Annotated in this window: 20 protein-coding genes; 11 read left to right on the top strand and 9 right to left on the bottom strand. The window is 72.1% G+C overall.

The genetic code is table 11. The features are described from left to right. The first annotated feature begins 90 nt into the window (after positions 1–90). The 6 genes from ACWF9Z_RS12360 (at position 91) to ACWF9Z_RS12335 (ending at position 8,420) form a co-directional block, all read left to right on the top strand. Positions 91–2,544: a SulP family inorganic anion transporter gene (locus tag ACWF9Z_RS12360; protein WP_453600792.1), complete on the top strand. Its 2,454-nt coding sequence runs from the start codon at positions 91–93 to the stop codon at positions 2,542–2,544. Positions 2,545–2,831: 287 nt separating this feature from the next. Continuing rightward, positions 2,832–4,829 (top strand): acetate--CoA ligase, encoded by a 1,998-nt coding sequence (gene acs, locus ACWF9Z_RS12355; protein WP_453600790.1) that lies wholly within the window; start codon positions 2,832–2,834, stop codon positions 4,827–4,829. 268 nt (positions 4,830–5,097) lie between these two features. After that, entirely contained in the window at positions 5,098–6,531 is a 1,434-nt protein-coding gene (gene nhaA, locus ACWF9Z_RS12350) for a Na+/H+ antiporter NhaA (protein ID WP_453600788.1), read from the top strand. Positions 6,532–6,585: 54 nt separating this feature from the next. Beyond that, the gene (locus ACWF9Z_RS12345) at positions 6,586–7,044 is read left to right on the top strand and encodes a phage holin family protein (RefSeq protein ID WP_453600786.1); all 459 of its coding nucleotides are present in this window, start codon (positions 6,586–6,588) and stop codon (positions 7,042–7,044) included. Then, positions 7,041–8,027, top strand: coding sequence for an alpha/beta fold hydrolase (locus ACWF9Z_RS12340; RefSeq protein ID WP_453600785.1), 987 nt, complete (start codon positions 7,041–7,043; stop codon positions 8,025–8,027). The genes ACWF9Z_RS12345 and ACWF9Z_RS12340 overlap by 4 nt, the downstream gene beginning before the upstream one ends. Before the next feature lie 219 nt (positions 8,028–8,246). Beyond that, positions 8,247–8,420 carry a hypothetical protein gene (locus tag ACWF9Z_RS12335; protein ID WP_453600783.1) on the top strand — a complete coding sequence of 58 codons (174 nt, stop codon included), beginning with the start codon at positions 8,247–8,249 and terminating at the stop codon, positions 8,418–8,420. A gap of 44 nt (positions 8,421–8,464) precedes the next feature. Here the strand turns inward: ACWF9Z_RS12335 and ACWF9Z_RS12330 are convergent, their stop codons facing one another. The 3 genes from ACWF9Z_RS12330 to nth all read right to left on the bottom strand — a co-directional run bounded on the left by ACWF9Z_RS12330 (position 8,465) and on the right by nth (position 11,331). Further along, positions 8,465–9,667: a MarP family serine protease gene (locus ACWF9Z_RS12330; RefSeq protein ID WP_453601092.1), complete on the bottom strand. Its 1,203-nt coding sequence runs from the start codon at positions 9,665–9,667 to the stop codon at positions 8,465–8,467. Positions 9,668–9,680: 13 nt separating this feature from the next. Next, positions 9,681–10,436 carry an NUDIX hydrolase gene (locus tag ACWF9Z_RS12325; RefSeq protein ID WP_453600781.1) on the bottom strand — a complete coding sequence of 252 codons (756 nt, stop codon included), beginning with the start codon at positions 10,434–10,436 and terminating at the stop codon, positions 9,681–9,683. 79 nt (positions 10,437–10,515) lie between these two features. Further along, the gene (gene nth, locus ACWF9Z_RS12320) at positions 10,516–11,331 is read right to left on the bottom strand and encodes an endonuclease III (protein ID WP_453600778.1); all 816 of its coding nucleotides are present in this window, start codon (positions 11,329–11,331) and stop codon (positions 10,516–10,518) included. A gap of 398 nt (positions 11,332–11,729) precedes the next feature. On the opposite strand from nth, the gene ACWF9Z_RS12315 reads away from it, so the two are divergent. Both ACWF9Z_RS12315 and ACWF9Z_RS12310 read left to right on the top strand, forming a co-directional pair. After that, positions 11,730–12,404, top strand: a complete 675-nt coding sequence (locus tag ACWF9Z_RS12315; protein ID WP_003981529.1) for a Crp/Fnr family transcriptional regulator — start codon at positions 11,730–11,732, stop codon at positions 12,402–12,404. Between the two features lie 185 nt (positions 12,405–12,589). After that, positions 12,590–13,393: a nucleotidyltransferase domain-containing protein gene (locus tag ACWF9Z_RS12310; RefSeq protein WP_453600773.1), complete on the top strand. Its 804-nt coding sequence runs from the start codon at positions 12,590–12,592 to the stop codon at positions 13,391–13,393. A gap of 31 nt (positions 13,394–13,424) precedes the next feature. Here ACWF9Z_RS12310 and ACWF9Z_RS12305 read toward each other — a convergent pair whose 3' ends face one another. From ACWF9Z_RS12305 to ACWF9Z_RS12285, 5 genes are all read right to left on the bottom strand, one after another. Next, positions 13,425–13,706: a hypothetical protein gene (locus ACWF9Z_RS12305; protein WP_453600770.1), complete on the bottom strand. Its 282-nt coding sequence runs from the start codon at positions 13,704–13,706 to the stop codon at positions 13,425–13,427. Further along, positions 13,703–14,548: an MBL fold metallo-hydrolase gene (locus tag ACWF9Z_RS12300; protein ID WP_453600767.1), complete on the bottom strand. Its 846-nt coding sequence runs from the start codon at positions 14,546–14,548 to the stop codon at positions 13,703–13,705. Before ACWF9Z_RS12300 ends, ACWF9Z_RS12305 begins: the two co-directional genes overlap by 4 nt. After that, the gene (locus ACWF9Z_RS12295) at positions 14,545–15,495 is read right to left on the bottom strand and encodes an NUDIX hydrolase (RefSeq protein ID WP_453600764.1); all 951 of its coding nucleotides are present in this window, start codon (positions 15,493–15,495) and stop codon (positions 14,545–14,547) included. Before ACWF9Z_RS12295 ends, ACWF9Z_RS12300 begins: the two co-directional genes overlap by 4 nt. Before the next feature lie 238 nt (positions 15,496–15,733). Continuing rightward, positions 15,734–16,204, bottom strand: a complete 471-nt coding sequence (locus ACWF9Z_RS12290; protein ID WP_453600762.1) for a RidA family protein — start codon at positions 16,202–16,204, stop codon at positions 15,734–15,736. Further along, positions 16,201–16,365, bottom strand: a complete 165-nt coding sequence (locus ACWF9Z_RS12285; protein WP_107089134.1) for a DUF4177 domain-containing protein — start codon at positions 16,363–16,365, stop codon at positions 16,201–16,203. The genes ACWF9Z_RS12290 and ACWF9Z_RS12285 overlap by 4 nt, the downstream gene beginning before the upstream one ends. A gap of 84 nt (positions 16,366–16,449) precedes the next feature. On the opposite strand from ACWF9Z_RS12285, the gene ACWF9Z_RS12280 reads away from it, so the two are divergent. Together ACWF9Z_RS12280 and ACWF9Z_RS12275 are read left to right on the top strand one after the other, a co-directional pair. Continuing rightward, positions 16,450–17,442 carry an ArsA family ATPase gene (locus ACWF9Z_RS12280; RefSeq protein WP_453600759.1) on the top strand — a complete coding sequence of 331 codons (993 nt, stop codon included), beginning with the start codon at positions 16,450–16,452 and terminating at the stop codon, positions 17,440–17,442. Further along, positions 17,439–18,833 carry an ArsA family ATPase gene (locus ACWF9Z_RS12275; RefSeq protein ID WP_453600756.1) on the top strand — a complete coding sequence of 465 codons (1,395 nt, stop codon included), beginning with the start codon at positions 17,439–17,441 and terminating at the stop codon, positions 18,831–18,833. The genes ACWF9Z_RS12280 and ACWF9Z_RS12275 overlap by 4 nt, the downstream gene beginning before the upstream one ends. Positions 18,834–18,894: 61 nt before the next feature. On the opposite strand, the gene ACWF9Z_RS12270 is transcribed toward ACWF9Z_RS12275, so the two are convergent. Continuing rightward, a complete protein-coding gene (locus tag ACWF9Z_RS12270; RefSeq protein ID WP_356658480.1) occupies positions 18,895–19,245 on the bottom strand; it encodes a WhiB family transcriptional regulator in 351 nt (116 codons plus the stop codon). A gap of 386 nt (positions 19,246–19,631) precedes the next feature. On the opposite strand from ACWF9Z_RS12270, the gene ACWF9Z_RS12265 reads away from it, so the two are divergent. Then, positions 19,632–21,902: a transglycosylase domain-containing protein gene (locus tag ACWF9Z_RS12265; protein ID WP_453600753.1), complete on the top strand. Its 2,271-nt coding sequence runs from the start codon at positions 19,632–19,634 to the stop codon at positions 21,900–21,902. Positions 21,903–22,057: the final 155 nt, after the last annotated feature.

Below are 22,057 nucleotides of genomic sequence, written 5' to 3'. Positions count from 1 at the left end.
CCCCCCACAGCTCTTTACTCTCCATTACCGTTCATTTACCGAGTGTTGAGACTCCCGCCGCTTCATCCCTCCCCCGAGGAGACGGGACCCATGAAAGCCATCGCCCCTCCCCCCACCGCCGAAGACCTCCGCAGCGACCGCCGCGCCCTCCCCGCCGACCTCTCCGCCTCCATCGCCGTCTTCCTGATCGCCCTGCCGCTGTCCCTCGGCATCGCCCTGGCCACGGGCGCCCCCCTCCAGGCCGGGCTCGTCGCCGCGGCGGCCGGCGGGATCGTGGCCGGGCGGCTCGGCGGGGTCCCGCTCCAGGTGAGCGGTCCCGCGACCGGACTCACGGTCGTCACCGCCGAGTTGATCCAGCACTACGGGTGGCGCACCACGTGCGCCATCACGGTGCTCGCCGGCTGCTGCCAGCTCGCCCTCGCCGCCCTGCGGACCGCCCGGTCCGCGCTGGTGGTGAGCCCGGCGATCGTCCACGGCATGCTCGCCGGAGTCGGCGTGACGATCGCGCTCGCCCAGCTGCACATCGTGCTCGGCGGCACCCCGCAGAGCTCCGCGCCGGCCAATGTCCGCGGGCTTCCGGCCCAGTTGGCCCATCTGCACCCCGCCGCACTCGGGGTCAGCGTGCTCACGCTGACGGTCCTGCTCTGCTGGCCGCGGCTGCCGGGCCGGGTGGGCGGAGCTCTGCGCAAGGTGCCGGCAGCGCTGGCGGCCGTCGCCGTGGCCACGGCCTTCGCCGCCCTCACCGGGCTCACCCTGCCCCGCGTGGACCTGCCGTCCTGGCGCAGCCACGCGCTGCCCGAACTGCCCGACGGGCCGGTCCTCGGCATCCTGGCGGCCGTACTGACCGTCACCTTGGTCGGCAGCGTGGAGTCGCTGCTCTCGGCGGTCGCCACCGACAAGCTGATCGCCGCCGAGCGCGGCACGGGCGGGCGTCCCGCGCGGGCCGACTTCAATCGCGAACTGCGCGGCCAGGGCGCGGCGAACATCGTCTCCGGCGCACTCGGCGGGCTTCCCGTCGCGGGAGGCGCCGTGCGCAGCATGGCGAACGTCAAGTCCGGCGCCGTCAGCCGCCGGTCGACCATGCTGCACGGGCTCTGGGTGCTGCTCGCGGCCGGACTGCTCGTCCCCGCACTGGACCTGATCCCGCTCGCCGCGCTGGCCGCCCTGGTGATGGCGGTCGGCATCCAGATGGTGAGCGCCACGCATCTGCGGACGGTCACCCGGCACGGGGAGATCCCGGTCTACGCGACGACCATCGCGGCCGTGGTGCTCGGCGGGGTACTGGAAGGCGTCGCCATCGGCATCGCGGTGGCCGTCGCACTGGCCCTGCACCGTCTCGCCCGGACCCGGATCACCATCGAACGGCTCGACAGCGGGGTCCACCGGGTCTGGGCACGCGGGCAGTTGACCTTCCTCGCGGTACCGCGGCTGAGCCGGGTGCTGAACCAGATCCCGCACGCCGGGCACGCGGTCATCGAGCTCGACGGCTCGTTCATCGACCACGCCGCCTACGAGACGCTCCAGGACTGGCAGGAGTCCCACCTGGCCCACGGGGGCTCGCTGGAGATCACCGGCCGCTCGGGAGCCAGGATCGCCGAAGCCGAACAGGCCCGGCGGGCCGAACAGCCGCAGCGGGAACACCGGGACGGGCAGCGCGGTGACCACCACTGCTGCCGGCCCTGGACGCCGTGGCAGAACCACTGCGACCACCGCGCCGTGGCCCCCCACACGGCTCCCGCGTCCTCGCAGTCGCCGGAAGCATCGGAAACGGCAGGCGCCGCAGGAGCGGCAGGAGCGGCGGGAGCGCTCACGGGCGCGGTGTCGCCCTCCGCGCCCGCCGTCCCGGACCCGCCGGCCCGCCGCCGCGGCGCCGGCCAACTGGCCAACGGGATCAGCGCCTTCCAGCGGGACACCGCCCCGCACGTCCGGGACGAGCTGGCCCGGCTGGCCCGCGAGGGGCAGCGGCCCTCCCAGCTGTTCCTCACCTGCGCGGACTCCCGCCTGGTGACCAGCATGATCACGGCGAGCGGCCCCGGAGACCTCTTCACCGTGCGCAACGTGGGCAATCTCGTCCCCCTGCCGGGCGCGGAGTCCACGGACGACTCGGTCGCGGCGGCCATCGAGTACGCGGTGGACGTCCTCCAGGTCGACAGCATCACCGTCTGCGGGCATTCGGGCTGCGGAGCCATGCAGGCGCTGCTCAACTCCTCGCCCGGGACGCCGATGACCCCGCTGCGGCGGTGGCTGCGGCACGGGCTGCCGAGCCTGGAGCGGATGGCCAGCCGCCATCACGCCTGGGCCCGCATCTCGGGCAGGCTGCCGGCGGACGCCGTGGAGCAGCTGTGCCTGACCAACGTGGTGCAACAGCTGGAGCACCTCCGGGCCCACGAGTCGGTGGCCCGGCGGCTGGCCGAGGGCACGCTGGAGCTGCACGGGATGTACTTCCACGTCGGCGAGGCACAGGCGTACCTGCTGTCGGACGGGGAGGACTTCTTCGACTGCCGGGTCTTCGACACCGTCGGCGCGGGCGCGCTGCGCGGCTGACGCCCTCCTGCCGGGTCATGGCCGTCGCCGGGCAGGCCTCCGCTCGGGCGGGCCCCCGCCCGGGCGGGGGTGACGGTCCCGATCCGGCCATCACCCCCGCCCGTCCGCGCTCCCGGGCCGGCCGGGCGCGCGTGAACCGATACCCTCCCGTATCCGTGCCACCGGGTGGCCCCTTTCCGCACCCTGCAGCGGGAAGGGGCCACTCGTGCGTGGGCCCAGCCGCCGGGTAATAGGTCTACACCAATTTCCGGCAACCCCTTGTCACCTGGGCCATTGACTGATGAGCTATGCCCGGGGACACAACGGACACCCTGGGAAAGGGAGATGTCGTGAGCAACGAAAGCCTGGCCAACCTGTTGAAGGAGGAGCGCCGATTCGCTCCTCCTGCCGACCTGGCCGCCGCTGCCAATGTGACAGGGGCTGCGTACGCACAGGCCGACGCGGACCGGCTGGGCTTCTGGGCCGAGCAGGCACGGCGGCTGAGCTGGGACACCGAGCCCACCGAGACGCTCGACTGGAGCAATCCGCCCTTCGCGAAGTGGTTCGCGGACGGCAAGCTGAACGTCGCGTACAACTGCGTGGACCGTCACGTCGAGGCCGGCAACGGCGACCGCGTGGCCATCCACTTCGAGGGTGAGCCCGGCGACAGCCGCTCGATCACCTACGCCGAGCTCAAGGACGAGGTCTCCAAGGCCGCGAACGCCCTGACCGAGCTGGGCGTGGAGGCCGGCGACCGGGTCGCCGTCTACCTGCCGATGATCCCCGAGGCGGTCGTCGCGATGCTCGCGTGCGCCCGCGTCGGCGCCGCGCACTCCGTCGTCTTCGGCGGCTTCTCGGCCGACGCCGTGGCCTCCCGCATCCAGGACGCCGACGCCAAGCTGGTCATCACCTCCGACGGCGGCTACCGCCGCGGCAAGCCTTCGGCCCTGAAGCCGGCCATCGACGAGGCCGTCGCCAAGTGCCCGCAGGTCGAGCACGTCCTCGTGGTGCGCCGCACCGGCCAGGACACCGCCTTCACCGAGGGCCGCGACGTCTGGTGGCACGAGATCGTCGAGCGGCAGAGCGCCGAGCACGCGCCGCGCGCCTTCGACGCCGAGCACCCGCTGTTCATCCTCTACACCTCGGGGACCACGGGTAAGCCCAAGGGCATCCTGCACACCTCCGGCGGCTACCTCACGCAGGCCTCGTACACCCACCACGCGGTGTTCGACCTGAAGCCGGAGAGCGACGTCTACTGGTGCACCGCCGACATCGGCTGGGTCACCGGGCACTCCTACATCGTCTACGGGCCGCTCGCCAACGGCGCCACCCAGGTGATGTACGAGGGCACGCCGGACACCCCGCACCAGGGCCGCTTCTGGGAGGTCGTGCAGAAGTACGGCGTCACCATCCTCTACACCGCGCCCACCGCGATCCGCACGTTCATGAAGTGGGGCGACGACATCCCCGCGAAGTTCGACCTGTCGAGCCTTCGCGTCCTGGGCTCGGTCGGCGAGCCGATCAACCCCGAAGCCTGGATCTGGTACCGCAAGAACATCGGCGGTGACCGCTGTCCGATCGTCGACACGTGGTGGCAGACCGAGACCGGCGCCATGATGATCTCCCCGCTGCCCGGCGTCACCGCGACCAAGCCGGGCTCGGCCCAGCGCGCGCTGCCCGGGATCGGCGCCACCGTCGTGGACGACGAGGGCAACGAGGTCCCCGACGGCGGCGGCGGCTACCTGGTCCTCACCGAGCCGTGGCCCTCGATGCTGCGCACCATCTGGGGCGACGACCAGCGGTTCATCGACACCTACTGGTCCCGCTTCCCGGGCAAGTACTTCGCCGGCGACGGCGCCAAGAAGGACGACGACGGCGACATCTGGCTGCTCGGCCGGGTGGACGACGTGATGCTGGTCTCCGGCCACAACATCTCGACCACCGAGGTCGAGTCCGCGCTCGTCTCGCACCCCGCGGTCGCCGAGGCGGCGGTCGTCGGAGCGAACGACGCGACCACCGGCCAGGCCATCGTGGCCTTCGTCATCCTGCGCGGCAGCGCCTCGGAGACGGACACCCTGGTCGCGGAGCTGCGCAACCACGTGGGCTCGACGCTCGGCCCGATCGCCAAGCCGAAGCGGATCCTGCCGGTGCAGGAGCTGCCGAAGACCCGCTCGGGCAAGATCATGCGCCGTCTGCTGCGCGACGTGGCCGAGAACCGCGCCGTCGGCGACGTCACCACCCTCGCGGACTCCTCGGTCATGGACCTGATCCAGAGCAAGCTGCCGGCGGCCGGCAGCGAGGACTGAGGTCCCGGGACGGCACGCACGTCCGTCCCCGCGCGACCCGTCCGCCCCCGTACGGCGGGTACGGCGGGTACGACAGGGCCATGAGGGGCATCCGGCGCACCGCGCCGGATGTCCCTTCCGCACTTAAAGTGATGATCGCCGGATATACCCCTGCGTGCGCCCTGTAAAGTGCGAGAAACGTAAAAGTATGACTCCACAGGGTGCGCCGGGAAGTCTGGTCGGCAACGTGCTTCGCCATGCCGTCCAACCCACCCCGGAGGTGCCCCCCGTGGCCGCGCCCAGCCCCACCGACCAGCCCCGCCGCAAGTTCCTCGGCCTCCTGTCGCTGCCCGAGCGCCGCTTCGTGGCCGACGCGCTGCGCGCCGAGACGGTGGGCGGCGTGCTGCTCCTCACGGCCGCGATCGCCGCCCTCGTCTGGGCCAACGTCCCCGCCATCGCGGGCAGCTACGAGAGCGTCCGCTCCTTCCACATCGGACCCGCCTCCCTCGGCCTGGACCTGTCCCTCCAGCACTGGGCGGCCGACGGCCTGCTGGCCATCTTCTTCTTCGTCGCCGGCATCGAGCTCAAGCGCGAGCTCGTCGCGGGTGACCTGCGCGACGCCAGGGCCGCCGCCCTCCCGGTGATCGCCGCCGTCTGCGGCATGGCCGTGCCCGCGCTGGTCTACGTCCTGGTCAACGTGCTCGGCAACGGCTCGACGGACGGCTGGGCGGTCCCGACCGCCACCGACATCGCCTTCGCGCTCGCCGTCCTCGCCGTCCTCGGCACCTCGCTGCCGTCCGCGCTGCGCGCGTTCCTGCTGACCCTGGCCGTGGTCGACGACCTGTTCGCCATCATGATCATCGCGGTGTTCTTCACCAGCGACATCAACTTCCTGGCGCTCGGCGGGGCCTTCGCGGGCCTGGTCCTCTTCTGGTTCCTGCTCCGCCTGAACGTCCACGGCTGGTACATCTACATCCCGCTCGCCCTCGTGATCTGGGGCCTGATGTACAACAGCGGCGTCCACTCCACCATCGCGGGCGTGGCCATGGGCCTCATGCTGCGCTGCCACCGCGTCGAGGGCGAGCAGCAGTCCCCCGGCGAGCACATCGAGCACCTGGTGCGGCCCGTCTCGGCCGGTCTCGCCGTTCCGCTCTTCGCCCTCTTCTCGGCCGGCGTGGCCCTCACCTACCAGTCCATCGGCCAGGTCTTCACCCGGCCCGAGACCCTCGGCGTGGTCCTCGGCCTCGTCGTCGGCAAGACGGTCGGCATCTTCGGCGGCACCTGGCTGGCCGCCCGCTTCACCAAGGCCGAGCTGAACGACGACCTCGCCTGGCCGGACGTCTTCGCCGTCGCCTCGCTCGCCGGCATCGGCTTCACCGTCTCGCTCCTGATCGGCGAACTCGCCTTCGCCGACGACCCCGTCCTCACCGACGAGGTGAAGGCGGCCGTTCTGATCGGCTCGCTCATCGCCGCCGTCCTCGCCGGCATCCTCCTCAAGATGCGCAACCGCAAGTACCGGGCGCTCATCGCGGAAGAGGACCGCGACGATGACCTCGACGGCATCCCGGACATCTACGAACAGGACAAGCCGGACTACCACCTGCGGATGGCGAAGATCTACGAGGCCAAGGCCGCGGAGCACCTGCGCAAGGCCGAAGCGACCGCGGCCGGCGCCGCGGAAGCCGCGGGCGGGTCCAGCGCCGACGGCGGCCGTCCGGCATGATCTGACCTGACGGAGGACACAGCCGTCACCGACGGACGACAGAGGGAGAGAGCGATGAGCGCAGTGGACCAAGGGGCTCCAGGAGCCGAGCGCACACTCGGCCAGCTGGTCGCCTCGGCCACCGCCGAGATGTCCGCCCTGGTGCACGACGAGATCGCCCTCGCGAAGGCGGAGATCCGTCAGGACGTCAGGCGGGCGGCCATCGGTGGTACCGCGATCAGCATCGCAGGGGTGTTCGCCCTCTTCGCCCTCCCGGTGCTCAGCTTCGCCGCGGCGTACGGGATCCACAACCTCGGGCTCGGGCTCGCCTGGTCGTTCCTGATCGTCGGCGTGGCGTTCCTGCTGCTCGCGGGCCTGCTCGCGCTGATCGCCGTGAGCAAGTTCAAGAAGGTCAAGCCGCCGGAGAAGACCATCGCCTCGCTCAAGCAGACCGCCGCGGTCGTCGGGACGGTCAAGCCGCACGAGCGGCCGGTCAGTGACAAGGCCGTGGGTGTGGCACGCTCGTCTTCATGACAGCGCCCTCCCCGGATTCCGGTACGTCCGGCGCCTCCGGCACGCCCGGTACGCCTCCCACCGCCGCCTCGGCGGTACGGATCGGCCTCCCCGGCGGGCGAGAGGTGACCCACCGGGACGTCGCGGCCAACGGGGCGCGCTTCCACGTCGCCGAACTCGGTGACGGCCCGCTGGTGCTGCTGCTGCACGGGTTCCCGCAGTTCTGGTGGACGTGGCGGCACCAGCTGACCGCTCTCGCCGACGCCGGGTACCGGGCCGTCGCGATGGACCTGCGCGGGGTGGGCGGCAGCGACCGCACCCCGCGCGGCTACGACCCGGCCAACCTGGCGCTCGACATCACCGGGGTCGTACGGTCCCTCGGCGAGCCGGACGCGGCCCTCGTGGGGCACGACCTGGGCGGGTATCTCGCCTGGACGGCGGCCGTGATGCGGCCCAAGCTGGTGCGCCGGCTCGTGGTGTCCTCCATGCCGCACCCGCGCCGCTGGCGCTCGGCCATGCTGTCCGACTTCGGGCAGACCAGGGCCAGCTCGCACATCTGGGGCTTCCAGCGGCCGTTCGTGCCCGAGCGGCAGCTCGTCGCCGACGACGGGGCACTCGTCGGCGAGTTGATCCGGGACTGGTCCGGGCCCCGGCTGCCCGACGAGAACGACGTCGACGTGTACCGGCGGGCCATGTGCATCCCGTCCACCGCGCACTGCTCGGTCGAGCCGTACCGCTGGATGGTGCGGTCCATGGCCCGGCCCGACGGGCTCCAGTTCAACCGGCGCATGAAGCGGCCGGTGCGGGTGCCGACACTGCACCTGCACGGCTCGCTCGATCCGGTGATGCGGACGCGGAGCGCGGCGGGTTCCGGTGAGTACGTCGAAGCCCCGTACCGCTGGCGGCTGTTCGACGGGCTGGGGCACTTCCCGCACGAGGAGGACCCGGTGGCCTTCTCGACCGAACTGGTCAACTGGCTCAAGGACCCCGAACCCGACCGGTGAAGCGGTGGGCCGCGGCGAGGGCGTCGGCGCGCCCTGCCGCGCGGCGGCGGCGCACCGGGAGCACACCGGGATCCGCACCGGCCGCACCCCCAAGGCACGCCCGAGGCAGCCCGGGTGAGCCAGTGGCCCATATGACAAGCATTCAATTGCCTGGCGCATAGGCCAATTGGCCGCCTCCAGGGCGATTACCGACCTTGGGCCCCGGGCACAGCTCGGAGTATGAGCTGGACGCACGACTACGGTGACACCGCACACGAACGCCGCTCGACGGTCACGCCGGGCACGCACAGGGGGCACGGCCGCGAAGGCCACGACCTCCGACTCGGGATTCCGCACATCCTGCGCCGCCGGGCCCGCTGGGTCTCCGCCCGGCTGCGGCACCAGCGCACGTAGGCGGCCCGGCGGCGCAGGCCCTGGGCCGGAGAGCCCAGGGGGGCCTAGAGGGCGCAGCCCTGGCTGTCGACCCGCTGGTCCGCCGTCTTCCCGATCCTGATGTCGTCGCGGATCTCGTCCGCCGTCAGGGCATAACCGGTGTTGGGGTCGTCGAGGGACTTGGCGAAGACGACCCCGTACACCTTGCCGTCGGGCGTCAGCAGCGGGCCGCCGGAGTTGCCCTGCCGGACCGTCGCGTACAGCGAGTAAACGTCACGGCGCACGGTGCCCCGGTGGTAGATGTCCGGACCGTTGGCGTTGATCCGGCCGCGGACGCGCGCCGCGCGGACGTCGTACCCGCCGTTCTCCGGGAAGCCGGCGACGATCGCGTCGCTGCCGCTCGCCGCGTCCTTGTCGGTGAACTCCAGCGCGGGCGCCTTCAGCTTGGGCACGTCCAGGACGGCGATGTCGCGCTCCCAGTCGTAGAGCACGACCTTGCCGTCGTAGAGCTTGCCCTCCCCTCCGACCTGCACGGTGGGCTCGCCCACCCCGCCGACGACGTGCGCGTTGGTCATCACCTTGCCCGGCGCGAAGACGAAGCCGGTGCCCTCCAGCACCTTGCTGCACGCGGGCGCGGTGCCGACGACCTTCACGATCGAGCGCTTGGCGTCCTCGGTCACGGGGGTGTGCTCGAGCAGCGGGTCGGGAGCCCTGACCTCGGTGATGGGCTCGTTGGAGAACGGGCTGAAGACCTGCGGGAACCCGTTGCGGGCGAGGGTGGTGCTGAAGTCCGAGAACCAGGTGTCCGCCTGCGCCGGCAGCACCCGCGAGACCCCGAGGAGCACCTTGGAGTTGCGCACTTCCTTGCCCAGCGTGGGGAGTGACGTACCGGCGAGCGCGGACCCGATCAGCCAGGCGACCAGGAGCATCGCCACCACGTTCACCAGGGCGCCGCCCGTCGCGTCGAGCGCGCGGGCCGGGGACCAGGTGATCTGGCGCCGGAGTTTGCTGCCCAGGTGCGTGGTGAACGCCTGCCCGACCGAGGCACAGATGATGATCACGACCACGGCGATGACGACGACCGTGGTGGACACCTGGGTGCCGTTGTCGGTCACCTGATCCCAGACCAGGGGCAGCAGGGACACGGCGGCGAGACCACCGCCGAGGAAGCCGATCACCGACAGGATGCCGACGACGAAGCCTTGGCGGTAGCCGACGATCGCGAACCATACGGCGGCGAGCAGCAACAGGATGTCCAGCACGTTCACGTGGGTCACCGTCTCATGCGCTCCAGTCGAGCGGGACCTGCCGAGACCGGTCCCACGGGAGCTCCCAGCCCGCGAAATGCAGGATGCGGTCGATCACTCCCGCGGTAAAACCCCAGACCAGAGCCGATTCGACGGTGAAGGCCGGGCCCTGGAACCCGCCCGGGTGGACGACGGTGACACGGTGCCGCGGGTCCGTGAGATCGGCCACGGGCACCGTGAAGACGCGGGCGGTCTCGGCCGGGTCGACGACGCCGACCGGGCTGGGGGCCCGCCACCAGCCCAGCACCGGGCTCACGACGAACCCGCTGACCGGGATGTAGAGGCGCGGCAGCACGCCGAAGAGCTGGACCCCGGCCGGGTCGAGGCCGGTCTCCTCCTCGGCCTCGCGCAGGGCGGCGCGCAAGGGGCCGGTGGTGTGCGGGTCGCCGTCCTCGGGGTCGAGGGCGCCACCGGGGAAGGAGGGCTGGCCGGGGTGCGAACGCAGGGTGCCGGCGCGCTCCATGAGGAGCAGCTCGGGGCCGCGCGGACCCTCGCCGAAGAGGATCAGCACGGCGGACTGGCGGCCGCCGCCGTCCTCGGGCGGCAGGAACCGGCTGAGCTGGGTCGGCCGGACCGTCCGCGCCGCCTCGACGACGGGATCCAGCCAGCCGGGCAGGCCCTGGACGGAGAGGTCGATGCTCCCCGCGCCGGGGCGCGCGCCCTGGCCGTGGCCCTGCTTGGGCGGCGTGGCCGTCTCCGTCACGCTCTCGTCCCGCGTACCGCGCGTCATAGGCACCCCTGCTCCGTGCTCGTCGCCGCCACCGGGACAACGCCGCCCCGGGCCGGATTGGTTCCTCCGCGGACCCCGCTCAGGACGCGGCGGGGCCGGCGCCCAGCGGCAGGGCCGGGAGGCCCGGGTAGTCCGGCGGCGGGCTCAGACGCTGTCCGGGCCGGCCGCCCTTCTCGTACTTCAGCAGCTTCGCCGCCTTCTCGGGGTCGGTTTCGCCCTCCCCGTAGGCCGGGCAGAGCGGAGCGATCGGGCAGGCGCCGCACGCGGGCCGGCGCGCGTGGCAGATCCGGCGGCCGTGGAAGACGACACGGTGCGAGAGCATCGTCCACTCGCTCTTCGGGAAGATCGCGCAGATTTCCGCCTCGACCTTCTCGGGGTCCTCCTGCGCGGTCCACTTCCAGCGCCGCACCAGCCGGCCGAAGTGCGTGTCGACCGTGATGCCCGGCACCCCGAACGCGTTGCCGAGGACGACGTTGGCCGTCTTGCGGCCGACGCCGGGAAGCGTCACCAGGTCCTCGATCCGGCCCGGGACCTCGCCGCCGAAGTTGTCGCGCAGCGCCTGCGAGAGGCCGAGGAGGGACTTGGCCTTGGCCCGGAAGAACCCGGTCGGCCGGATGATCTCCTCCAGCGCCTCGGGGGCGGCCGCGGCCATGTCCTCGGGGGTGGGATAGGCGGCGAAGAGGGCCGGGGTCGTCTGGTTCACGCGCAGGTCGGTGGTCTGCGCGGACAGGACGGTGGCGACCAGCAGCTCGAAGGGGTTGCGGAAGTCGAGCTCCGGATGGGCGTACGGGTAGACCTCCGCCAGCTCGCGGTTGATCCTGCGCGCCCGCCGCACCATCGCCAGGCGACTCTCGGGCCCGGCCGCCCCGGCCTTCTTGACCTTGATCTCTGCCATCCCCGAAGGCTACGCCGGACGGCCCGCCGCCCGTGGCCGGACGGGACCTCGGGTCGATCACGGGTTTCTTGGCCGAAACTTTGCCCTGAAGAGGGGCGGACCGCGCCCGGAGGACCTAAGACTGGGGCTGTTCGCCCACGGCGGAATTTCCCGGGTCCGTCACTCCTCCGAACCCCTTGGCCTGTGCTCCCACCGGCCTGTTGGACCCGCTGCGGCCTCGGGAGCCCGCACCGACACCCACCCCGGACCTCAGGTAACACCGCCCCGATAGCTCCCTCGCCGCACAGCACACCCGTCCGTCCGGCATCCTTGTGATGAACGTGATTGATCGCACTGTTTGAGCCGTCCGGCAAAATGGGGGAGCGATCCCCTGGCTGGTCGACATAGGAGAGAGACTCGTGGACGACGTACTGCGGCGTGCCCCGCTCTTCGCGGCGCTCGATGACGAGCAGGCCGCGGAGCTCCGCGCCTCCATGGGCGAGGTGACCCTCGCACGCGGTGATGCCCTGTTCCACGAGGGCGACCCCGGTGACCGGCTGTATGTCGTGACCGAGGGCAAGGTGAAGCTGCACCGCACCTCCCCCGACGGCCGCGAGAACATGCTGGCCGTCCTCGGCCCCGGCGAGCTGATCGGCGAGCTGTCGCTCTTCGACCCGGGCCCGCGCACCGCCACCGCCACCGCCCTGACCGAGGTCAAGCTGCTCGGCCTCGGCCACGGCGACCTGCAGCCGTGGCTCAACGCCCGGCCCGAGGTCGCGACCGCGCTGCTGCGCGCGGTGGCACGGCGCCTGCGCAAGACCAACGACCAGATGTCCGACCTGGTCTTCTCCGACGTCCCGGGCCGCGTCGCCCGCGCCCTCCTGGACCTGTCGCGCCGCTTCGGCGTGCAGTCCGAGGAAGGCATCCACGTCGTGCACGACCTCACGCAGGAAGAGCTGGCGCAGCTCGTCGGCGCGTCGCGCGAGACCGTGAACAAGGCCCTGGCCGACTTCGCGGGACGCGGGTGGCTCCGGCTGGAGGCGCGTGCGGTGATCCTGCTGGACGTCGAGCGGCTGGCGAAGCGTTCGCGCTGACGCCGGTCGTCCGTGTGGAGGGTCCTGCCCGGTCGGGCGGGGCCCTTTCGCGTGCGCGGGAGGCGGCGCCGGACGGGCAGGCGGTCCGTCCGGAGACCGGCGGTCCGTCCGGAGACCGGCGGTCCGTCCGGAGGCAGGCGGTCCGTCCGTGGGGTGGCGGCCGGAGTGGAGGCACAGTGGGGGGCATGGAGCACAGAGGGCTGGACGCGTACGGCTACTTCGAGCGCGAGGGATCGCTCGGGCGGGTGCAGGCGCAGTTCAAGGGGGTCGTGGCCGCCGCACGGGAGCGGACCGGCGAGGCGTACGGGAGCCGGCTGCACAGCGCGTACGTGTACGGGTCCCTGCCGCGCGGCACCGCCCGTCCCGGGCGCTCCGACCTGGACCTGCTGCTCGCCCTGCACCACGAGCCCACCGACGAGGACCGCGACACCGCCGAGGTGCTCGGCCGCGGGATCGACGAGGACTTCCCGCAGATCGACGGGGTCGGCATCCTGCTGTACGGCAAGGACCGGCTGCTGAGCGACCGGGAACGGCACGACCTGGGCTGGTTCCTCGCCTGCCTGTGCACGCCGCTGCTCGGCGCCGACCTGGCCGAGCACCTGCCCCGCTACCGCCCGGACGGCCTGCTCGCCCGCGAGACCAACGGGGACCTGGCGGACCTCCTGCCCATGATGCGGGCCCGGACCGGGGCGGCGGCCACGCCCGAGGAGCGCCGGAAGCTGTGCCGTGCCTTCTCCCGGCACCTGGTGCGGACCGGCTTCACCCTGGTCATGCCGAGGTGGGAGGGCTGGACCAGCGATCTCGTGGAGTCCGCGGAGGTCTTCGGGCAGTACTACCCCGAGCGCGCGGCGCAGATGCGGGCCGCGGCGGCCGCCGCGCTCGACCCGGTGGCGGACCCGGCCGTCCTGCGCGCGTACGTCGAGGACCTCGGGCCCTGGCTCGCGGACGAGTACACGGCCCGGCACGGGACGAAGACGCCCCGGAGCTAGCGCGAGGGGGCGAACGTCGCCTGACGCGGCACTAGAGGGCCTCCACCGCCCGCTTGGCCTCCAGCAGGCCCGCGCCCGTGGCCTCCCGGTAGGCCTTGATGGCCTCGACCGTCCGTCCCTCGGAGGCCAGGGCCCGCACGCCCTCCAGCCCGGCCGGCTCCGGCTCCTCGATGCCGAAGTGGTCCAGGACCAGCCCGAGGCGACGCTCCAGCCCGTCCGCCCGCCGCTCCAGGGCCTTCATCCGCAGGACCACCGTCGAGGTGATCCAGGTCGCGGTCCCGAGCAGCGCGAGCAGCAGGAACAGCGTGTTCACTCGGGGCCCCCAGGGATCAGTCCGTGATCTTGAAGATACTCCAGCTGTGCCCGCACGGACCATTCCGCGGCCGGCCACAGCGAGCGGTCCACGTCCGCGTAGACGTGCGCGACGACGGCCTCCGGGGTGACGAAGCCGCTCTCGAACGCCGTCTCGATCTGGGCCAGGCGGTGGGCGCGGTGGGCGAGGTAGAACTCCACGGCGCCCTGGGCGTCGTCCAGGACCGGCCCGTGGCCCGGGAGCACCGTGTGGACCCCGTCGTCGACCGTCAGGGAGCGGAGCCGGCGCAAGGAGTCCAGGTAGTCGCCGAGACGCCCGTCGGGGTGCGCCACGAGGGTGGTGCCGCGCCCGAGGACCGTGTCGCCGGTCAGGACCGCGCGGTCGGCCGGCAGGTGGAAGCAGAGCGAATCGGCGGTGTGGCCGGGGGTCGGGACCACCCGCAGTTCGAGGCCGCCGGTGCGGATCACGTCCCCGGCGCCCAGTCCCTCGTCGCCGAGGCGCAGGGCGGGGTCGAGGGCGCGGACCTTGCTGCCGGTCAGCTCGGAGAAGCGGACGGCGCCCTCCGCGTGGTCGGGGTGGCCGTGGGTGAGCAGGGTCAGCGCGACCCGCTTGCCCGCCTGTTCGGCGGTGGCGACGACCGCGCGCAGGTGTACGTCGTCCAGCGGGCCGGGATCGATGACGACGGCCAGGTCCGAGCCCGGCTCGGAGACGAGCCAGGTGTTGGTGCCGTCGAGGGTCATCGCGGAGGCGTTGGGCGCCAGGATGTTGACCGCGCGCGCGGTGGCGGGCCCGGAGACGACCATTCCGCGGGGCTGGCCGGGCAGGGCGTCGGCGTCGGTCATTCGGGGGCTCCTCCGCGGGTCGCGAGGCGGACCCTCTTGGTGAACTCGTCGTGGCCCGGCCAGCTCAGCACGAGCTCGTCGCCTTCGAAGGCGGCGCGGGCGAGGACGGGGGAGAGATCCTGCGCGGGAGCGGCGGCGAGCGCGGCCGCGGCGCTCGCGAAGGGCTCCAGGGAGCGCAGGGTGGTGATGGTCGGCGGCATCATCAGCAGCTCGCCCTTGTCGTAGCCCGCGGCGGCGTCCGCGGGGCGGATCCACACCGTCCGGTCGGCCTCGGTGGAGGCGTTGCGGGTGCGCTGGCCCTCGGGGAGGGCCGCGACGAAGAACCAGGTGTCGTAGCGGCGCGGCTCGAACTCCGGGGTGATCCAGCGGGCCCACGCGCCGAGCAGGTCGGAGCGCAGGACGAGGCCGCGGCGCTCGAGGAACTCGGCGAAGGACAGCTCGCGGGCCACGAGGGCCGCGCGGGCGGCCTCCCAGTCCTCGCCGGTGGTGTCGCCGACCACGGTGTCCGCGGACTCGCCGGCGAGCAGGACCCCGGCCTCCTCGAAGGTCTCGCGGACGGCTCCGCAGACGATGGCCTGGGCGGTGGCCGGGTCCGTGCCCATCCTCCGGGCCCACTCGGCGCGGCTCGGGCCGGCCCAGCCGATGCGGTGGTCCTCGTCGCGCGGGTCGACCCCGCCGCCGGGGTAGGCGTACGCGCCTCCGGCGAAGGCCATGGAGGCGCGGCGGCGGAGCATGTGGACGGTGGGGCCGGTGGGGCCGGTGCGGCTGTCGCTGCCGCCGTCGCTGCCGCCGGCGCTGTCGCGGAGGAGCATGACGGTGGCGGCGCGTTTGGGGGCGGTCGGCGTGAGGGTGCCGGCGGCGAGCGCGCGGATGCGGTCGGGCCACTCCGGGGGGTACCACTGGCCTCCGGCGGAGGGGGGCTGCTGTCCGTGCTCGGCATTCGGCATGGCGGGATGCTACGGCCATCCGGCTCGATGTTCGAGGCCCGGGCCTCCCACCAGGCACGCGGCCGCGTCGCCCGTCCCCGCCGGCGGGTGCGCAGAAAGGTGGGCGCAGGCCCCGCCGGATGGGCCCGGCAGCCCTGCCAGCGGGCCCGGCCGGCCCCGCAAGAAGGCCCCGGCGGGCCGACGGACGGAGTCCGGGGGGCCCGCCGGGGCCTGGTGGTGCGAGGGGCGCGAAGGCCCGTCAGGAGGGAAGGATCTCCACCTGGATCTCGATCTCGACCGGGGCGTCCAGCGGGAGGACCGCCACGCCGACCGCGCTGCGCGCGTGGACGCCGCGGTCGCCGAGGACCGCGCCCAGCAGCTCGCTCGCGCCGTTCAGCACGCCCGGCTGCCCGGTGAAGTCGGGGGCCGAAGCCACGAAGCCGACGACCTTCACGACACGCGCGATCTTGTCGAGGTCACCGATCACGGACTTCACCGCGGCCAGCGCGTTGAGCGCGCAGGTGGCCGCCAGCTCCTTGGCCTGCTCCGGCGAGACCTCCGCGCCGACCTTGCCGGTGACCGGCAGGCTGCCCTTGATCATCGGGAGCTGGCCCGCGGTGAACACGTACGCGCCCGACCGCACGGCCGGCTGGTACGTGGCCAGCGGCGGGACGACCTCGGGGAGGATCAGGCCGAGTTCGGCCAGCTTCGCGTCGACGACGCCGCTCATGCCGACTTCTCCCGCTTCAGGTACGCCACGAGCTGCTCGGGGTTGTTCGGCCCGGGTACGACCTGGACGAGCTCCCAGCCGTCCTCGCCCCAGGTGTCCAGGATCTGCTTGGTGGCGTGGACCAGCAGCGGGACGGTCGCGTATTCGAACTTCTTGGTCATGAGGGCGAGCGTAGTGCCTGCCGCGCCGCGCCCCGGCCCCCCGGCCCCACCCCCACCGCACGGAAGGAATTAGGCTCGTGCCCTGTGAGCAGGCTCCAGGTGGTCAGCGGCAAGGGCGGCACCGGCAAGACCACGGTCGCCGCCGCACTCGCGCTCGCCCTCGCACGCGAGGGCAGGCGGACTCTTCTGGTGGAGGTCGAGGGCAGGCAGGGTCTCGCGCAGGTCTTCGGCGCGGAGGCGCTCCCGTACGAGGAGCGCAAGATCGCCGTGGCCTCGGGCGGCGGCGAGGTGTTCGCGCTCGCCATCGACGCCGAGCGGGCGCTCCTCGACTACCTCCAGATGTTCTACAAGCTCGGCTCGGCCGGCCGCGCCCTCAAGAAGCTCGGCGCCATCGACTTCGCGACGACCATCGCGCCGGGACTGCGTGACGTGCTGCTCACCGGCAAGGCGTGCGAGGCGGTGCGGCGCAAGGACAAGGCCGGACGGTTCGTCTACGACCACGTGATCATGGACGCTCCGCCGACCGGGCGGATCACCCGCTTCCTGAACGTCAACGACGAGGTGGCGGGTCTGGCCCGGTTCGGGCCGATCCACAACCAGGCACAGGCCGTCATGAAGGTGCTCAAGTCCCCCGAGACGGCCGTCCACCTGGTCACCCTGCTGGAGGAGATGCCCGTCCAGGAGACCGCCGACGGGATCGCCGAACTGCGGCAGGCGGGCCTGCCGGTGGGCCGGGTCGTCGTGAACATGGTCCGGCCGCACCACCTCGACGGGGACGCCCTGCGCGGCGCCGCCGGGGAGCACCGCGCGGAGGTGGCCAGGGCACTGTCCCGGGCGGGCCTCGGCGGGGCCCGGCGCGGGGGGCTGGCCGAACGGCTGGTGGACCCGCTGCTCGCGCAGGCCGGGGAGCACGCGAGCCGGGTGGAGCTGGAGCGCGCCCAGCGCTCCGCTCTGGAGGAGCTGCGCGTGCCGACGTACGAACTCCCCCTGCTCGGCGCGGGGATGGATCTGGCCGGGCTCTACGGGCTCGCCGCGGAGCTGCGCGAGCAGGTCGGCGGGGAAGGGGAATCGGCATGAGCGACACCACGAGGACGGCCCCCGTCACGGACCGGTCCAGGGGCAGGGGCGCGCACACCGGCAGGGGCACCGGCGCGGGCACGGGCCCCGAGGGCGGCACCGGCCTGGACACGCCGCCCCGGCTGGGCATCGACGCGCTGCTCGACGACCCGCAGACCCGGATCATCGTCTGCTGCGGCTCCGGCGGGGTGGGCAAGACCACGACCGCGGCGGCGCTCGGCGTGCGGGCGGCCGAGCGGGGACGCAAGGTGGTCGTCCTGACCATCGACCCGGCGCGCCGGCTGGCGCAGTCGATGGGGATCGACTCGCTCGACAACACCCCCCGCAGGGTCCGGGACGTGACGGGCCCCGGCGGCGGCGAGCTGCACGCCATGATGCTCGACATGAAGCGGACCTTCGACGAGATCGTCGAAGGTCACTCGGACCCGGAGCGGGCGCAGGCCATCCTCGCCAACCCCTTCTACCAGTCCCTGTCGGCCGGGTTCGCGGGCACGCAGGAGTACATGGCGATGGAGAAGCTGGGGCAGCTGCGGGCGCGGGACGACTGGGACCTGATCGTGGTGGACACGCCGCCGAGCCGGTCCGCACTGGACTTCCTCGACGCGCCGGGGCGCCTGGGGTCCTTCCTGGACGGCAAGTTCATCCGGGTGCTGATGGCTCCGGCGAAGGTGGGCGGCCGGGCGGGGATGAAGTTCCTCAATGTCGGCATGTCGATGATGACGGGCACGCTCAGCAAACTGATGGGTGCCTCGCTGCTGAAGGACGTACAGACCTTCGTGGCCGCCATGGACACCATGTTCGGCGGCTTCCGCACCCGCGCGGACGCGACCTTCCGGCTGCTCCAGGCTCCCGGCACCGCCTTCCTCGTGGTCGCGGCGCCCGAGCCGGACGCGGTGCGCGAGGCGGCGTACTTCGTGGAGCGGCTGGCGGCGGAGAACATGCCGCTGGCCGGTCTCGTACTGAACCGGGTGCACGGCAGCGGCGCCGACCAGCTCTCCGCGGAGCGGGCGTTGGCCGCCGCGGAGAATCTTGAAGCGGGCGGCATTGTCGATCAGGAGTCCGGGAAAGCTGGACTTCGTGACCCCTCCCACCCAAACCCGGTCGCCGACACGGGCGCCGACACCGACAGCGACGCCGACGGCGTCACGGACGCCGGCACGGGGCACGACCCCGACACCGACGTGGACGAGATCACGGCGGGGCTGCTGCGCCTGCACGCGGAACGCATGCAGGTGATCGCGCGCGAACAGCGCACGCGTGACCGCTTCACCTCGCTGCACCCCGAAGTGGCGGTGTGCGAAGTGGCCGCCCTGCCCGGCGATGTGCACGACCTCGCCGGGCTGCGGGCCATCGGAGAGCGACTCGCGGCCGGGGTTCCGGCCGGAGCGTGAGCGTCCGTACGCCACCCCCAGGTGCGGGGGCCGGTTTCGTACGCGGGACGGCGCGGGTGATCTACCCGGCCGCCGCGTAGGTCTCGTACGGGACGCCGATCTCCCCGTCGACATCCACGGTGAGGATGCCTGTGCTGCGCTCGTACTCCGTACGGGCGGTCTCGAGCAGTCGCCTCCACGAGGTGACGGTGGGACGCCGGCGCAACAGCGCACGTCGTTCCCGCTCGGTCATTCCGCCCCACACTCCGAACTCGACACGATTGTCGAGCGCGTCGGCCAGGCATTCGGTCCGCACCGGACAACCGGTGCACACCGCCTTGGCCCTGTTCTGTGCCGCTCCTTGAACGAACAGTTCATCCGGATCGGTAGTGCGGCAGGCTGCCTGCGCACTCCAGTCGGTAACCCAGCCCATCCCGGCGCCGTCCTCTCCCGAATCGAGGCTCCCCCACGGCGGTAGCGGCATATTCACCGCTGCCAGTTGAGGACGTTACGGAAGGCGGGCACGGCGCAACACCCCCGACGGGCCCAATCTTGAATGGTCCGAACGGACTATGGGTAAGCGGCAGATCACCCGACGGAGTGATCCCGCGACATGCCCGACCATTCCGGCGATCTGGGTGAAATCGGCGGCTCCACGCGATCACAGGGGGCGGGATTCGGACATGCGTCCACCCCATTCGGGAAGGGTGAAAAACAAGCCGAGGGGTTGATGTCCCATCGCACTGCTGTGACAGTTGAGGGCAGCTTAGGCCAAGGCATTCGCGCGTGTCCGGCGAATGAGAACGTAGGCTGCCCTCCATGGGAAAGAAGCGCTCGGGCGGCGGGCTCACGGGGCCACAGCAGGCCGCCAAGTTCCTCGGTGTGTCCGTTCTCGCCGGAGTCGTGCTCGCGGGCATCGCGATCCCGGGCGCCGGCGCCCTGGGACTCGCGGCCAAGGGCACGGTGGAAGGGTTCGATGAGATCCCGGCCAATCTGAAGACTCCGCCGCTGAGTCAGCGCACCACGATTCTCGACTCCGAGGGTGGCCTGATCGCCACGGTCTATTCGCGTGACCGGCAGGTGGTCCCCCTCACGGCGATCTCCCCGTACATGCAGAAGGCGATCGTCGCGATCGAGGACTCCCGGTTCTACGAGCACGGCGCGGTCGACCTCAAGGGCATCCTGCGCGCGGTCAACCGCAACGCGCAGGAGGGCGGCGCGGCGCAGGGCGCCTCGACGCTGACGCAGCAGTACGTGAAGAACGTCTTCGTCGAAGAGGCCGGCGACGACGAGACGAAGGTGCGCGAGGCCCAGGAGAAGAGCCTCGGGCGAAAGATCCGCGAGCTGAAGTACTCGATCCAGGTCGAGGAGGAACTCGGGAAGAAGAAGATCCTCGAGAACTACCTCAACATCACGTACTTCGGGCAGCAGGCGTACGGGATCGAATCCGCGGCCCAGCGGTACTTCAGCAAGCCGGCCAAGGACCTGACCCTGGACGAGTCGGCGCTGCTGGCGGGCGTGGTGCAGTCGCCGAGCCGGTTCGACCCGGTCAACGACTCGCAGGAGGCGATGAAGCGCCGCAACGTCGTCCTCCAGCGCATGGCCGACATAAAGGACGTCTCGCAGGCGGAGGCGGACGAGGCGAAGGCGAAGCCGGTCCAGCTGAAGGTCGTCAAGCCGAAGAACGGCTGTATCACCGCCGTCAAGGGCGCGGGCTTCTTCTGCGACTACGTGCGCAACTCCTTCCTCGACGACGCCGCCTTCGGCAAGACGCGCGAGGAGCGGGCGAAGGTCTGGAACCAGGGCGGCCTCACCGTCCGCACGACCCTGGACCCGCAGTCGCAGGAGTCGGTCAACGAGTCCATCAAGGACCACGTCGACCAGGACGACAAGGTCGCCACCGCGGTCACCCTCGTCCAGCCCGGCACCGGGCGGGTCCTCGCCATGGGGCAGTCCAAGCCGTACGGCTTCGGCAAGAACGAGACCCAGATCAACTTCTCGGTGGACAAGAAGATGGGCGGCTCGAACTTCGGCTTCCCGACCGGTTCCACCTTCAAGGCCTTCGTCGCGGCGTCCGCCATCGAGCGCGGGCTGCCGCCGACCAAGATGTACAACGCCCCGTACGACATGGACTACCCGAGCCCGGTGCAGACCTGCGGCGACAAGCCCTGGGTCAACACCGCCAAGGACCGGGTGGAGAACGAGACCGAGTCCGAGGTCGGGCCGTACGGGATGAAGGAGGCGATGGCCAAGTCGGTCAACACCTACTTCGTGGAGATGATCTCCGAGATCGGCCTGTGCCCCGTCACCGAGATGACCTCCAAGCTCGGCGTGATCCCGGCCAACGGCACCAAGCTCCCCGAGGTCCCGGCCATCGCGCTCGGCACCGAGGGCATGTCCCCGCTGACCATGGCCAACGCCTACGCCACCTTCGCCAACCGCGGCACGTACTGCACCCCGGTCGCCATCGAGTCCATCACCGACTCGCACGGCAAGGCGCTGACGGTGCCGAAGTCGAAGTGCGACCGCGCGATGAGCGAGCGGACCGCCGACACCATCAACACGCTGCTGCTGGGCGTGGTCGACTCGGGTACCGGTCAGCAGGCCGGTCTGACCGACCGGCAGAGCGCGGGCAAGACCGGTACCACCGACAGCCGGTACAACGCCTGGTTCGTCGGCTACACGCCGAACATGTCCGGCGCCACCTGGGTCGGCTCCGGCGGCACCAAGCAGGTGTCGATGGAGAACATCACCATCGGCGGCCACTACTACGACAAGGTCTTCGGCGGCGGTCTGCCGGGCCCGATCTGGAAGCAGGCGGTCTCGGGCGCGCTGTCGGGCCGGGAGGCGCCGGGCTTCAGCACGGTGAACATCCCCGACACCCCGAGCCCGGCCGCGGGCGGCAAGCCGAACCCCAACCCGAACCCGAGCAAGCCCGGGAAGCCGGGGAAGCCCGGCAACGGCAAGCCCGGTGACGGGCGGCCGGGCGGGCAGCAGACGGCCGCCGGCGGCACGGGCGGGGCCCCGACCGACCCGATCGGCGGGATCGACATCCCGCCGGGGATCATCGGCGGCACGGAGAACCCGTAGGAGCAGCCGTAGGACCTGAGGGACCCGGGTCGACCCGGGGAAGCATCACGAAGGGGGGGGGGGGGGCGCGCCGGGGGGCCGCGGGCGGCCGGGCGCGCCCGCGACCCCCGCCCGGCCGGGGCGCGCGCGCCGCGCCCCGCGCGGGGGCGCGCGGC

This window comes from Streptomyces sp. NPDC054961 (genome assembly GCF_053609145.1).
This window is presented reverse-complemented; position numbering and strand designations above follow the sequence as displayed.